6 protein-coding genes, 1 tRNA gene and 3 rRNA genes are annotated in these 14,795 nt (G+C 46.3%); 3 read left to right on the top strand and 7 right to left on the bottom strand.

Annotated features, from left to right (window positions below):
* Positions 1-126: 126 nt before the first annotated feature.
* The 3 genes from ACE1SE_RS05555 to ACE1SE_RS05545 all read left to right on the top strand — a co-directional run bounded on the left by ACE1SE_RS05555 (position 127) and on the right by ACE1SE_RS05545 (position 4,802).
* Positions 127-2,769, top strand: a complete 2,643-nt coding sequence (locus tag ACE1SE_RS05555; RefSeq protein ID WP_374052989.1) for a bifunctional acetate--CoA ligase family protein/GNAT family N-acetyltransferase — start codon at positions 127-129, stop codon at positions 2,767-2,769.
* A gap of 207 nt (positions 2,770-2,976) precedes the next feature.
* Positions 2,977-4,332: a CDP-diacylglycerol--serine O-phosphatidyltransferase gene (gene pssA / locus ACE1SE_RS05550; protein WP_374053599.1), complete on the top strand. Its 1,356-nt coding sequence runs from the start codon at positions 2,977-2,979 to the stop codon at positions 4,330-4,332.
* Between the two features lie 116 nt (positions 4,333-4,448).
* Positions 4,449-4,802 (top strand): YfiM family lipoprotein, encoded by a 354-nt coding sequence (locus ACE1SE_RS05545; RefSeq protein WP_374052988.1) that lies wholly within the window; start codon positions 4,449-4,451, stop codon positions 4,800-4,802.
* Between the two features lie 79 nt (positions 4,803-4,881).
* Here ACE1SE_RS05545 and rrf read toward each other — a convergent pair.
* The 7 genes from rrf to rluD all read right to left on the bottom strand — a co-directional run bounded on the left by rrf (position 4,882) and on the right by rluD (position 14,740).
* Positions 4,882-4,997 (bottom strand): 5S ribosomal RNA (gene rrf / locus ACE1SE_RS05540).
* Positions 4,998-5,077: 80 nt separating this feature from the next.
* A 23S ribosomal RNA gene (locus ACE1SE_RS05535) occupies positions 5,078-7,987 on the bottom strand.
* A gap of 189 nt (positions 7,988-8,176) precedes the next feature.
* Positions 8,177-8,252, bottom strand: a tRNA-Glu gene (locus ACE1SE_RS05530).
* Positions 8,253-8,334: 82 nt separating this feature from the next.
* Positions 8,335-9,876 (bottom strand): 16S ribosomal RNA (locus ACE1SE_RS05525).
* The 16S, 23S and 5S rRNA genes sit together here with 1 tRNA gene alongside, the layout of an rRNA operon.
* Before the next feature lie 447 nt (positions 9,877-10,323).
* On the bottom strand, positions 10,324-12,897 hold the full coding sequence (gene clpB / locus ACE1SE_RS05520) for an ATP-dependent chaperone ClpB (protein ID WP_374052987.1): 2,574 nt from the start codon (positions 12,895-12,897) through the stop codon (positions 10,324-10,326).
* 129 nt (positions 12,898-13,026) lie between these two features.
* Entirely contained in the window at positions 13,027-13,758 is a 732-nt protein-coding gene (gene yfiH / locus ACE1SE_RS05515; RefSeq protein WP_374052986.1) for a purine nucleoside phosphorylase YfiH, read from the bottom strand.
* Positions 13,759-13,762: 4 nt separating this feature from the next.
* A complete protein-coding gene (gene rluD, locus ACE1SE_RS05510) occupies positions 13,763-14,740 on the bottom strand; it encodes a 23S rRNA pseudouridine(1911/1915/1917) synthase RluD (RefSeq protein WP_374052985.1) in 978 nt (325 codons plus the stop codon).
* Positions 14,741-14,795 lie beyond the last annotated feature (55 nt).

The raw sequence follows: 14,795 nt of genomic DNA, 5'->3' as shown, positions 1-14,795 counted from the left end.
ATAACTCACAGTAATGCTTGACAATCCGCGCTAAAGTAACTGATGGCGGCTAAAGTTATTCATGGTAATTTGTTTAATCAACAGTGATTGTTTATTGATGTGATAACTGATAAGGAACCCCCAGAAATGAGCCAGCGCGGACTTGAAGCATTATTACGCCCTAAATCTATCGCCGTTATTGGTGCTTCTGAAAAGCCAGAAAAAGCCAGTTCAGTATTGATGAGAAATTTGTTAATGGGGGAGTTTACAGGACCTATTCTCCCCGTAACACCACATAAATCTGCCGTTCTGGGGGTGTTAGCCTATCCTTCTATCGATAAATTACCATTAACGCCTGATCTGGCTGTGATCTGTACTCACCACAGTCGCAATTTGTCTTTACTAGAGCAACTGGCCCAACACGGATGCAAAACTGTCATTATTTTATCCTCCCCGCCATCACAATTTAATGAATTAAAACAGTGCAGCCAAAAACATCATCTTCGAATTCTGGGGCCAAATAGCCTTGGCATCTTAGCCCCCTGGAGCGGGCTGAATGCCAGTTTTTCCCCAATCCCTATCCTTAAAGGTAAACTCGCCTTTATTTCACAATCAGCAGCAATATCCAACACCATTCTGGACTGGGCCAACCATCGTAATATTGGTTTTTCATATTTTATTGCCTTGGGTGACAGTGTTGATATTGATATTGATGACCTACTCGACTTTTTAGCAAGAGACAGTAAAACCAGTGCTATTTTATTGCATCTCGAACATATCAGCGATGCACGCCGTTTTCTTTCTGCTTCCCGAAGCGCCTCACGCAATAAACCTATTCTGGTCGTGAAAAGCAGCCGTACCCGGCAAGTTCAGAAATTACTGGGAGAACAACAAAATTTCGATGCTGCTTATGACGCAGCCATTCAACGAGCCGGATTATTGCGAGTACAAGATACACATGAAATGTTCTCCGCAGTGGAAACATTGAGTTTTATGCGGCCATTGCGCGGAGAACGTTTATTAATCGTCAGTAATGGGGCAGCTCCAGCGGCGATGGCACTGGATGAACTATTCAGGAGAACTGGCAAACTCGCTATATTAGGTGAGGAAACGATCAATGGATTGTTTGGCATACTTCCAGACACGCTGCTTTTACGTAATCCATTGGATATCGGTGATGACTCCTCCACCGAACGATATATTGCTGCACTCAGGTTACTTTTGGATAGTCATGATTATGATGCCTTACTGTTAATCCACTCTCCTAGTGCCATATCCCACAGCCAAACTACAGCGATTCGGGTTATACAAACCATTAAAGAGCACCCTCGTGGGAAATGGCTCACTATTTTCACTAATTGGTGCGGAGAATACTCTTCATTGGAAGCCCGACGTCTGTTCAGTGAGGTTGGTATTCCAACTTATCGGACACCAGAAGGTGCCATTACCGCCTTTATGCATATGGTGGAATATCAGAGAAACCAAAAACAGTTAAAAGAAACACCATCCTTACCCATTGGCATCACATCGAATACAGCTCGAGCCCATGAATGTATACAGAAGGCGCTTGATAACGGGAATGTCCGGCTGGATACCCATGAAGTACAACCTATTCTTGATGCTTACGGTTTAAATACTTTACCAACCTGGATCGCTCATACCAGTGATGATGCGGTCAATATTGCAGAAAAAATTGGCTATCCCGTGGCATTAAAACTCCGCTCCCCTGATATTCCACATAAATCAGAGGTTCAGGGGGTGATGCTTTATTTACGCGATGCTGACGAAGTTAAGGCCGCAACACAAGCGATTATTGAACGTGTCAGACAAAACTTCCCGCAAGCCAGGATTCATGGATTATTAGTACAAAGCATGGCTAATCGGGCTGGCACACAAGAGCTGAGAATTGCTATTGAGCAAGACGAGATATTTGGTCCCTTAATCATGCTAGGCGAAGGAGATATTGATTGGATGCATGAAACACAGGCGGCTGTCGCTCTTCCTCCCCTGAATATGGCATTAGCCCGTTATCTGGTTATTCAGGCAATTAAGAGTGGCAAAATAAAATCTGGCGGTTCACTTTTGCCGCTGGATATTCTTGCCCTCAGCCAGTTGTTAGTCAGAGTATCGAATCTTCTGATCGATTGTCCTCAAATTACTCGTATGAATATCCATCCACTGCTTGCATCAGGTAATGAGTTCACTCTATTGGATGTGACAATGGAGTTGATGCCAGTAACAGGCGATCCCCACAATAGACTGGCTATCCGGCCTTATCCTAATGAACTGGAAGAAACTATCTACATCAAAGATGACCTTGAATGTTTGCTACGACCAATCCTGCCGGAAGATGAACCTTTGCTGAAAGCATTTATCGGTCAAGTAACAAAGGAAGATCTTTATTATCGCTATTTCAGTGAAATTAACGAATTTACTCATGATGATCTTGCAAACATGACCCAAATTGATTACGACCGAGAAATGGCATTCGTAGCGATCCGACATCCAGCAACAACACCTGAAATTATTGGTGTCGCTCGTGCTATGGCTGATCCCGATAATATCGAAGCTGAATTTGCGATATTAGTCCGATCAGATCTGAAGGGGATTACGTTAGGTTATCAACTTATGACTAAACTGATTAACTATACAAGAGAACATGGTATTCAAGTATTAACAGCCATTACTATGCCTGAAAACCGTAATATGATCCAACTTGCAAAAAAACTTGGGTTTGCCATTGATATACAGTTAGAAGACGGCATTGTTAATCTTACGCTGACACTCTGACAAAAAATAAATTCAACATACATCTCGTGATGAGTAATGAAAAATGCTCACTCCGTGATAGATCGCACAGTCTTAAAGCAATCAACTCAAGAGAGTTAATTCATACTCACAATGAACCAAACTAATGGTATCATCGCCAGATCATTTTGATTCATACACCTTATGATGGTATTAATTCCATCTAGACTAAGAGAAAAACGCACTGTGATGTTGTCCAAATTTAAACACGCAAAACACCAACAACACCTTGCACAACTGCCTAAGCTACCACAATCAGTTGCGGATATTGCGACACTTTATGAATCTAAAGTGTTTCGCAGCACCTTATTGGAACGTATAGCAAATGCTCAAAAGCATATTTATATCGCCGCGTTATATTTAGAAAACGATGATGCAGGACAGGATATTTTGACTGCATTATATACCGCTAAACAAAAACGCCCTGAGTTAGACATAAAAATTCTGGTTGATTGGCATCGTGCTCAACGTGGCCGTATTGGTGTAGAAGCTGCGGCAACAAACGCAGATTGGTACTGCTCCATGGCCGAAAACTACCCTGATGTCAACATTTCCATTCTGGGTGTTCCTGTGAATACACGTGAAGCACTGGGGGTTTTGCATCTCAAAGGCTTTATCTTTGATGATACGGTTATTTACAGTGGAGCCAGCATTAATGATGTCTATCTGCACCGCCATGAGAAATACCGTTACGATCGTTATCATTTGCTACATAATGCAAAACTTGCCTCGGTCATGAAGCAATTTATTGATGATAATATTATTAGCGCGGGAGCCGTAAAAAATTTAGCCTGCCACAATCGTCCTCGTAGCCTTGAAATTAAAAATTTGATCCGTCAATTTCGTGCTTCATTGAGAAATGCCGAATATCATATTGAAAATCAAGCATCCAATGAAGAATTGGCAGTAACTCCCTTTGTGGGATTAGGCAAAAAAAATCTGTTGAACAAAACAATTTGTCATCTCATGTCTTGCACTGAAAACAAGCTGGTTATTTGTACACCTTATTTCAATTTACCAGCAGTGTTAGTGCGTGCAATATCTCGTCTGCTCCGCCAGGGAAAACAAGTTGAGATTATCATTGGAGACAAAACAGCTAATGATTTTTATATCCCACCAGAAGAACCATTTAAGATCATTGGTGCATTGCCTTATTTGTATGAAATTAACTTACGCCGATTCACTAGTCGGCTGCAAAGGTTTATCGATAGCCAGCAATTAATTATCCGGTTATGGAAAGATCAAGATAACACTTATCACTTAAAAGGGATCTGGGTTGATAATAAATGGCAATTAATTACGGGTAATAACCTTAATCCTCGCGCATGGGGATTGGATCTGGAAAATGCCATCCTTATTCACGATCCCCACCAAGAGATGAACGAGCAACGTGCAATGGAGTTGGATTGCATCCGTACTCATACAAAAATTATCCTCAATTATCAGGAAATAGAAAGCATTCAACTCTATCCTGTTAAGGTACGCAAGCTGATACGACGCTTGCGTCGTATTCGAGTGGATCGATTAATCAGTAGAATACTGTAGAATAGATAAATAATTATCGTTTTTTTGAATCCCCTCTCGCTATTGCCAGAGGGGATTTTTGTATCTTATTTATCAAACAGCTATGCTTTAAAAAATAAATCATGGCGTGAATTGCGATGAGAAAAAACATCACTACTCTGATACGAAATATATTAATAATTTTTCCTATCCTGTTGAATACTTCTTGTTCCAATATACGTCAGGCAAATGACAACTGGACAGGAAAAGATAAAGCGCAACATTTCTTATTTTCTGCAATTGTAGCTGCTGTGGGCAATGCTTATGGTGATCGTCAACATTGGGGGTATCGTGAAAGTGCACAATTTGGTGTATCACTATCCGTTAGTATTGGTGCAATAAAAGAGCTTTATGATAGCCGCCCATCAGGAACAGGTTGGAGTTGGCATGATATTGCTTATGATATAGCTGGGGCGATAGCAGGTTATAGTTTATATCAGTCCGTGAAGTAATTTTTAATTTTCTATTTCTAATAGCACCCAAACGCAAAAAAGCCATCCGGTAAGGGATGGCTTCTCTGACTGATTGAATGTCTGGCAGTGCCCTACTCTCACATGGGGAGACCCCACACTACCATCGGCGCTACGGCGTTTCACTGCTGAGTTCGGCATGGGATCAGGTGGGACCACCGCGCTATTGCCGCCAGACAAATCCTGTTTTCAATCCCGAACAAGCTGCTCTTACCCTGAAACTTTTTTCTCTCACCCCAAAACACCTTCGGCGTTGTCAGGTTAAGCCGCACGGTTCATTAGTACTGGTTAGCTCAACGTCTCGCAACGCTTACACACCCAGCCTATCTACGTCCTCGTCTCGAACGTTCCTTCAGTGTCCTCAAGGGACAAGGGAAGACTCATCTTAAGGCAAGTTTCCCGCTTAGATGCTTTCAGCGGTTATCTCTTCCGCACTTAGCTACCGGGCAGTGCCATTGGCATGACAACCCGAACACCAGTGGTGCGTCCACTCCGGTCCTCTCGTACTAGGAGCAGCCCCTTGCAATCTTCCAACGCCCACGGCAGATAGGGACCGAACTGTCTCACGACGTTCTAAACCCAGCTCGCGTACCACTTTAAATGGCGAACAGCCATACCCTTGGGACCTACTTCAGCCCCAGGATGTGATGAGCCGACATCGAGGTGCCAAACACCGCCGTCGATATGAACTCTTGGGCGGTATCAGCCTGTTATCCCCGGAGTACCTTTTATCCGTTGAGCGATGGCCCTTCCATTCAGAACCACCGGATCACTATGACCTGCTTTCGCACCTGCTCGAGCCGTCACTCTCGCAGTCAAGCTGGCTTATGCCATTGCACTAACCTCCTGATGTCCGACCAGGATTAGCCAACCTTCGTGCTCCTCCGTTACGCTTTGGGAGGAGACCGCCCCAGTCAAACTACCCACCAGACACTGTCCGCAACCCGGATAACGGGCCTGCGTTAGAACATCAAACATTCAAGGGTGGTATTTCAAGGATGGCTCCGTGCAGACTGGCGTCCACACTTCACAGCCTCCCACCTATCCTACACATCAAGGCTCAAGGTTCAGTGTCAAGCTATAGTAAAGGTTCACGGGGTCTTTCCGTCTTGCCGCGGGTACACTGCATCTTCACAGCGAGTTCAATTTCACTGAGTCTCGGGTGGAGACAGCCTGGCCATCATTACGCCATTCGTGCAGGTCGGAACTTACCCGACAAGGAATTTCGCTACCTTAGGACCGTTATAGTTACGGCCGCCGTTTACTGGGGCTTCGATCAAGAGCGTCGCCTTGCGGCTAACCCCATCAATTAACCTTCCAGCACCGGGCAGGCGTCACACCGTATACGTCCACTTTCGTGTTTGCACAGTGCTGTGTTTTTATTAAACAGTTGCAGCCAGCTGGTATCTGCGACTGGCCTCGGCTCCAAAAGCAAGTTTCTTCACCTAACGCCAGCGTGCCTTCTCCCGAAGTTACGGCACCATTTTGCCTAGTTCCTTCACCCGAGTTCTCTCAAGCGCCTGAGTATTCTCTACCTGACCACCTGTGTCGGTTTGGGGTACGATTAACAATAATCTGAAGCTTAGGGGCTTTTCCTGGAAGCGGGGCATCAGCAACTTCCGCACCGTAGTGCCTCGTCATCGTGCCTCAGCGTAACGGATAACCGGATTTGCCTGGTTATCCCGCCTACACACTTAAACCGGGACGACCGTCGCCCGGCTTGCCTAGCCTTCTCCGTCCCCCCATCGCAATTATTGCCAGTACAGGAATATTAACCTGTTGCCCATCGACTACGCTTTTCAGCCTCGCCTTAGGGGTCGACTCACCCTGCCCCGATTAACGTTGGACAGGAACCCTTGGTCTTCCGGCGAGCGGGTTTTTCACCCGCTTTATCGTTACTTATGTCAGCATTCGCACTTCTGATACCTCCAGCAAACCTCACAGTTCACCTTCAACGGCTTACAGAACGCTCCCCTACCCAACAACATATTCATGTCGCTGCCGCAGCTTCGGTGCATGGTTTAGCCCCGTTACATCTTCCGCGCAGGCCGACTCGACCAGTGAGCTATTACGCTTTCTTTAAATGATGGCTGCTTCTAAGCCAACATCCTGGCTGTCTGAGCCTTCCCACTTCGTTTCCCACTTAACCATGACTTGGGGACCTTAGCTGGCGGTCTGGGTTGTTTCCCTCTTCACGACGGACGTTAGCACCCGCCGTGTGTCTCCCGTGATAACATTCTTCGGTATTCGCAGTTTGCATCGGGTTGGTAAGTCGGGATGACCCCCTAGCCGAAACAGTGCTCTACCCCCGAAGATGAGTTCACGAGGCGCTACCTAAATAGCTTTCGGGGAGAACCAGCTATCTCCCGGTTTGATTGGCCTTTCACCCCCAGCCACAAGTCATCCGCTAATTTTTCAACATTAGTCGGTTCGGTCCTCCAGTTAGTGTTACCCAACCTTCAACCTGCCCATGGCTAGATCACCGGGTTTCGGGTCTATACCCTGCAACTTAACGCCCAGTTAAGACTCGGTTTCCCTGCGGCTCCCCTATGCGGTTAACCTTGCTACAGAATATAAGTCGCTGACCCATTATACAAAAGGTACGCAGTCACCCTGATAAATCAGGGCTCCCACTGCTTGTACGTACACGGTTTCAGGTTCTCTTTCACTCCCCTCGCCGGGGTTCTTTTCGCCTTTCCCTCACGGTACTGGTTCACTATCGGTCAGTCAGGAGTATTTAGCCTTGGAGGATGGTCCCCCCATATTCAGACAGGATACCACGTGTCCCGCCCTACTCATCGAACTCACAGCCTGTGTCTCTTCGTGTACGGGACTGTCACCCTTTACTGTGCGCCTTTCCAGACGCTTCCACTGACACACAAACTGATGATGGTTCTGGGCTCCTCCCCGTTCGCTCGCCGCTACTGGGGGAATCTCGGTTGATTTCTTTTCCTCGGGGTACTGAGATGTTTCAGTTCCCCCGGTTCGCCTCCTTACCCTATGGATTCAGGTAAGGATGGTGCAACGGATTGCACCGGGTTTCCCCATTCGGACATCGCCGGCTGATAGCGCTTCATATCAGCTCACCGGCGCTTTTCGCAGATTAGCACGTCCTTCATCGCCTCTGACTGCCTAGGCATCCACCGTGTACGCTTAGTCGCTTAACCTCACAACCCGAAGGTGTCTTCAGATTGGAGGGGTTGAGAGACTCATCAATGTTATCGTTCAACAACATCGATTGTTTCAAATTTTCAGCTTGTTCCAGATTGTTAAAGAGCATAAATTTCTAAACCGACGCGCACGTCCGCTTAACAATATTTTATCGGCACCGTCTTTCACCCGTTACCCGAGCAAGATGGCGTCCCCTAGGGGATTCGAACCCCTGTTACCGCCGTGAAAGGGCGGTGTCCTAGGCCTCTAGACGAAGGGGACTCAAAGTCTTCTTCGCAGACGCTTGCTCTGCTTTCATTCATCAGACAATCTGTGTGAACACTCACATTTCACCATCTTAGGTTAAGGAGGTGATCCAACCGCAGGTTCCCCTACGGTTACCTTGTTACGACTTCACCCCAGTCATGAATCACAAAGTGGTCAGCGCCCTCCTAAAGGTTAAGCTACCGACTTCTTTTGCAACCCACTCCCATGGTGTGACGGGCGGTGTGTACAAGGCCCGGGAACGTATTCACCGCAGCATTCTGATCTGCGATTACTAGCGATTCCGACTTCATGGAGTCGAGTTGCAGACTCCAATCCGGACTACGACAGACTTTATGAGGTCCGCTTGCTCTCGCGAGGTCGCTTCTCTTTGTATCCGCCATTGTAGCACGTGTGTAGCCCTACTCGTAAGGGCCATGATGACTTGACGTCATCCCCACCTTCCTCCGGTTTATCACCGGCAGTCTCCCTTGAGTTCCCACCCGAAGTGCTGGCAACAAAGGATAAGGGTTGCGCTCGTTGCGGGACTTAACCCAACATTTCACAACACGAGCTGACGACAGCCATGCAGCACCTGTCTCACGGTTCCCGAAGGCACTTCCGCATCTCTGCAGAATTCCGTGGATGTCAAGAGTAGGTAAGGTTCTTCGCGTTGCATCGAATTAAACCACATGCTCCACCGCTTGTGCGGGCCCCCGTCAATTCATTTGAGTTTTAATCTTGCGACCGTACTCCCCAGGCGGTCGATTTAACGCGTTAGCTCCGGAAGCCACGGCTCAAGGCCACAACCTCCAAATCGACATCGTTTACAGCGTGGACTACCAGGGTATCTAATCCTGTTTGCTCCCCACGCTTTCGCACCTGAGCGTCAGTCTTCGTCCAGGGGGCCGCCTTCGCCACCGGTATTCCTCCACATCTCTACGCATTTCACCGCTACACGTGGAATTCTACCCCCCTCTACGAGACTCTAGTCAACCAGTCTTAGATGCCATTCCCAGGTTAAGCCCGGGGATTTCACATCTAACTTAATTGACCGCCTGCGTGCGCTTTACGCCCAGTAATTCCGATTAACGCTTGCACCCTCCGTATTACCGCGGCTGCTGGCACGGAGTTAGCCGGTGCTTCTTCTGCGGGTAACGTCAATCGCAGGGTGTCTTCGACCCTGCGCCTTCCTCCCCGCTGAAAGTACTTTACAACCCGAAGGCCTTCTTCATACACGCGGCATGGCTGCATCAGGCTTGCGCCCATTGTGCAATATTCCCCACTGCTGCCTCCCGTAGGAGTCTGGGCCGTGTCTCAGTCCCAGTGTGGCTGGTCATCCTCTCAGACCAGCTAGGGATCGTCGCCTAGGTGAGCCGTTACCCCACCTACTAGCTAATCCCATCTGGGTTCATCCGATGGCGTGAGGCCCGAAGGTCCCCCACTTTGCTCCCAAGAGGTCATGCGGTATTAGCCACCGTTTCCAGTGGTTATCCCCCTCCATCGGGCAGATCCCCAGACATTACTCACCCGTCCGCCGCTCGCCGGCAGGAAAGCACGCTTTCCCCCGCTGCCGCTCGACTTGCATGTGTTAGGCCTGCCGCCAGCGTTCAATCTGAGCCATGATCAAACTCTTCAATTAAAAGTTTGATGCTCAAAGAATTCTACTGTTAGTTCGTAATGAATTAACTGTCAGTCACTCTTCAAGACTTTAAATCTTTTTGCCTTTCGGCTTGGATAAGTGTCTTGCGAGTGCCCACACAGATTGTCTGATTAATTTGTTAAAGAGCGTTGGCAACCGGAAGTCTCTTCCGGGTTGCGAGGCTGCGTATCTTACGCTTTCCTCTTGTCGTGTCAAGCCTTATTTTTCAGAGCTTTTCACGTTGTCATCCCGACAGGTTTGTGTGTTTGTCGTGACAACGGAAGCGCATTATAGGGAGTTTTGTGATACTGGCAATAGTTATTTTGAAAAAAAGCCTCAACCGCTTATTTGTCACCCAAAAACCCCTAATTTGGTGTTTTTTCAATCTATAAAAAGAAAAAAAGAGGTGCAAAAAACACCTCTTAAAAACTTTCTAAGTAATCAATATCATTGTATTGCAACAATGCGATTGTCTTCTAACTCTAAAGTCACTAACTTACCTGGGATCAATTTGCCAGAAAGAATCTGCTGAGCCAGCGGATTTTCAATCTCTTGCTGGATAGCCCGTTTCAATGGACGAGCTCCATATACAGGATCGAAACCAGCTTCGCTTAGTTTTTCCAATGCTGGAGGTGTTATCTCCACTTGATAACCATGATCTTCCAAACGCTGGTATAAACGTTGCAATTGAATATTCGTAATAGATTTCAGGTGCTCTTTTCCTAACGGGTGGAACACAACAACTTCATCAACCCGGTTAATAAACTCAGGTCTGAAATGATGACCAACTATTTCCATCACCATATTTTTCATACCGATATAATCCAATGTACCAAAGCGTTCTTGAATCATATCGGAGCCTAAGTTGGAGGTCATAATCACAACCGTGTTACGAAAATCAACTGTTCTTCCCTGGCCATCAGTCAAACGGCCATCATCCAATACCTGCAACAAGATATTGAAAACATCTGGGTGAGCTTTTTCTACTTCATCCAGCAAAATGACAGAATAAGGACGACGGCGCACTGCTTCCGTCAGATACCCACCTTCTTCATATCCAACATATCCGGGAGGTGCTCCCACCAACCTTGAAACTGCATGTTTTTCCATAAACTCCGACATATCAATGCGCACCATAGCATCATCACTGTCGAATAAGAAATTAGCCAACGCCTTACACAATTCTGTTTTACCCACCCCAGTCGGCCCCAAGAACATGAAAGAACCGATCGGACGATTGGGATCAGATAATCCCGCTCTGCTACGACGAATTGCATTCGAGACAGAATCAACAGCTTCATTCTGCCCTATTACGCGCTTATGCAATTCTTGCTCCATACGCAGTAATTTATCTTTTTCACTTTCCAGCATTCTGGATACCGGGATCCCTGTCCAGCGTGCAAGTATTTCAGCGATTTCAGCATCTGTGACTTTGTTACGCAGCAGCTTCATATGACGATTTTCTGCTGTTGTTGCTGCTGCTAAACGTTGTTCCAATTCTGGAATTTTTCCGTACTGAATTTCAGACATTTTAGCCAAGTCACCGCTACGGCGAGCTTTTTCTAATTCAATGCGGGTATTTTCTAATTCAGCCTTGATATTCTGGGTACCACTAAGTTCAGCTTTCTCCGCTTTCCACTCTTCTTCCAATTCAGAATATTCACGTTCTTTTTCTGCTAATTCTTCGTTCAGCATCTCTAAACGTTTTTTACTGGCATCATCAGACTCTTTTTTCAGTGCCTGCTGCTCAAGCTTTAATTGAATAACGCGGCGCTCAAGACGATCTAATGCTTCTGGTTTAGAATCCATCTGCATACGCAGGCTTGCCCCTGCTTCATCAATCAGATCAATGGCTTTATCAGGTAGCATACGATCAGAAATATAGCGATGAGATAGTGTTGCAGCCGCCACGATTGCCGGATCAGTTATCTGGACGTGATGGTGCAATTCATATCGCTCTTTCAGTCCACGTAAAATAGCAATCGTATCCTCAACCGTGGGTTCTGCCACATAAACTTTCTGGAAACGACGCTCTAAGGCCGCATCTTTTTCTATATACTGACGATACTCATCAAGTGTTGTTGCTCCAACGCAATGCAGTTCTCCACGAGCCAGAGCGGGTTTTAACATGTTACCGGCATCCATTGCGCCTTCGGCTTTGCCAGCTCCTACCATGGTATGCAATTCATCAATAAATAGAATGACTGAACCTTCCTGCTTGGCAAGATCGTTCAAAACACCTTTCAAACGCTCTTCAAATTCACCACGGTATTTAGCGCCGGCTAATAATGCACCCATATCAAGAGACAGAACCCGTTTGTTTTTCAGCCCCTCTGGAACTTCACCATTGACAATACGCTGTGCTAAACCTTCAACAATCGCGGTCTTCCCAACTCCTGGCTCACCAATGAGAACAGGGTTATTTTTGGTTCTGCGCTGCAATACCTGAATAGTTCGACGAATTTCTTCATCACGCCCAATCACAGGATCTAATTTTCCTTGTTCAGCACGCTCAGTCAGATCAATGGTATATTTCTTTAACGCTTGGCGTTGATCTTCTGCACCTTGCTCATTCACTTTTTCCCCACCGCGCATTTGTTCTATTGCCTTAGTGATTTTATCTTTGGTTACTCCCGCCGCTTTCAACATGTCACTTAATGTTCCACGTTCTTCTATCGCTGCCAGAACAAAGAGTTCAGAAGAAATGAAGTTATCACCTGATTTTTGGGCAAGTTTGTCACACAGGTTTAAATAACGTCCCAGTTCGTTGGATACCTGCACATCCCCACCATTGCCTTCTACTTTCGGCAATCGGTTCAGAGCCTGATTCAGTTGATCATTGAAGCTTCCCGTATTCACTCCTGCCGAGGCCAATAAAGGGCGTACTGAACCACCTTCTTGATTAATTAATGCGCTCATCAAGTGGATAGGTTCGATGAATTGATTATCACGCCCTAATGCGAGGGATTGGGCGTCAGCGAGAGCAAGCTGGAATTTATTGGTAAGACGATCCAGACGCATAACACCTCCAATACTGGTCAGAATTTGCTACTGGAGATTAGATAAGGTCATTCCTTAAATATTCAAGGTCTTCTGAAAAGTTAATTGGAAACTTACCGCTATACGCCAAAGATCGTCCTGTAAAGTAGGTTATCGCAACCAGATTAAAGTTGCCATTCGCCCTGTATTACCATCTCGACGATAGGAGAAAAAGTTTTTTTCCTCCGTGACAGTACATACGGCTCCACCAAAAATTTCTGTTATTCCTACTGACTGCAACTTTAATTTAGCCAGTAAGCCAATATTTGCCAGAAACTTATCGCCATAAGGCGTAAAAGCTTGTTCCAGATCAGGATTGGTTGCGATGAAAGCTTCCCTAACCTCACCCCCCACTTCAAATTTTTCAGGGCCAATAGCAGGCCCCAACCACGCACGGATCATGTCAGGTTTTGCGCTAAATCGAGACACGGTATTTTCCAACACTCCGGCACATAATCCGCGCCATCCTGCATGAGCCGCCGCAACCTCATCACCAGAAATACTGCAAAAAAGAACAGGTAAACAATCTGCTGTCATCACAGCACAAACCTGATCAGGTATATTCGTGTAAACGGCATCGGCCTGATTATTCACCAATGGCTGACCATCAAGTGTGATAACACGTGTTCCATGTACTTGCTCCAACCATGTAGGTTGCTGCGGTAATTGGGCATATTCAACCAATAGCGTTCTATTCCGTTCCACGTATTCTGGAACGTCCCCAACATGATTACCCAGATTTAAACTGTCATATGGGGGCTGGCTTACTCCGCCTAAACGGGTAGTACTGCAAGCGCCAACATTAGCCGGTTGTGGCCAGTCAGGAAAAATCAGTGATGTCATTTACCTACCAATCCATCTCATCTTTGAAAGCCTCGGCATCCGCTTTCATCACTTCAATCAACTTCACCATATCATCCGGTAATGGAGCATGCCATTCCATCTCAATTCCAGTGATCGGATGGTAAAGACGTAACATGGTTGCATGCAATGCCTGGCGATCAAAATTGCGCATCATTTCGCGAAATTTATCAGAAGCCCCTTTTAAAGGACGAGGGCGCCCACCGTACAGAGGATCACCCACTAACGGATGTTTTATATGTGCCATGTGCACACGAATTTGGTGTGTTCTGCCTGTCTCCAAACGCAGACGCAAACGAGTATGCGCCCGGAAATGTTCCATAACGCGATAATGAGTAACAGCAGGTTTTCCCATAGGATGTACTGCCATGTGTGTGCGTTTTGTTGGATGGCGAGAGATGGGTTCTTCTACCGTTCCTCCAGCCGTCATACATCCCAGAGCAACCGCTTCATATTCACGGGTTATTTCACGTAGTTGCAAAGATTCCACCAAACGAGTTTGTGCCGGAACGTTTTTTGCCACAACCATTAGCCCTGTCGTATCTTTGTCAAGACGATGAACAATACCTGCACGGGGAACATCTGCAATTTCAGGATAATGAAATAATAAGGCATTCAACACGGTACCGTCAGGATTGCCAGCTCCCGGGTGAACAACCAAATCACGTGGTTTATTGATGACCAAAATATCGTCATCTTCATAGACAATATTCAATTCGATATCCTGAGGCTCCCAGCGTGCATCCTCTTCAATGATAGCATCAACGGAAATTTCTTCACCGCCCAGGACTTTTTCTTTTGGTTTGTTAATTAATTTACCATTAACTTGAACTTTATTAGCCAGGATCCACTCTTTTATACGTGACCTGGAGTAATCAGGGAACAATTCAGCCAAAGCTTGATCTAAACGTTGACCAAGTTGAGATTCAACGACTATTGCATTAAGTCGGATTTGTTGTGCCATATATAACTTCTATATTTTACGTTGAGTTTTGACGGCAAGGCCGTTTCATTTAAAA

This window comes from Xenorhabdus taiwanensis, assembly GCF_036512875.1.
Classification (GTDB): Bacteria; Pseudomonadota; Gammaproteobacteria; order Enterobacterales; family Enterobacteriaceae; genus Xenorhabdus; species Xenorhabdus taiwanensis.
This window is presented reverse-complemented; position numbering and strand designations above follow the sequence as displayed.

Excerpts from the sequence above, each read along its gene's own strand:
- ACE1SE_RS05555 (WP_374052989.1), top strand. The coding sequence starts at position 127 with ATGAGCCAGCGCGGACTTGAAGCATTATTACGCCCTAAATCTATCGCC.
- pssA (WP_374053599.1), top strand. The coding sequence starts at position 2,977 with ATGTTGTCCAAATTTAAACACGCAAAACACCAACAACACCTTGCACAA.
- ACE1SE_RS05545 (WP_374052988.1), top strand. The coding sequence starts at position 4,449 with ATGAGAAAAAACATCACTACTCTGATACGAAATATATTAATAATTTTT.
- clpB (WP_374052987.1), bottom strand. The coding sequence starts at position 12,897 with ATGCGTCTGGATCGTCTTACCAATAAATTCCAGCTTGCTCTCGCTGAC.
- yfiH (WP_374052986.1), bottom strand. The coding sequence starts at position 13,758 with ATGACATCACTGATTTTTCCTGACTGGCCACAACCGGCTAATGTTGGC.
- rluD (WP_374052985.1), bottom strand. The coding sequence starts at position 14,740 with ATGGCACAACAAATCCGACTTAATGCAATAGTCGTTGAATCTCAACTT.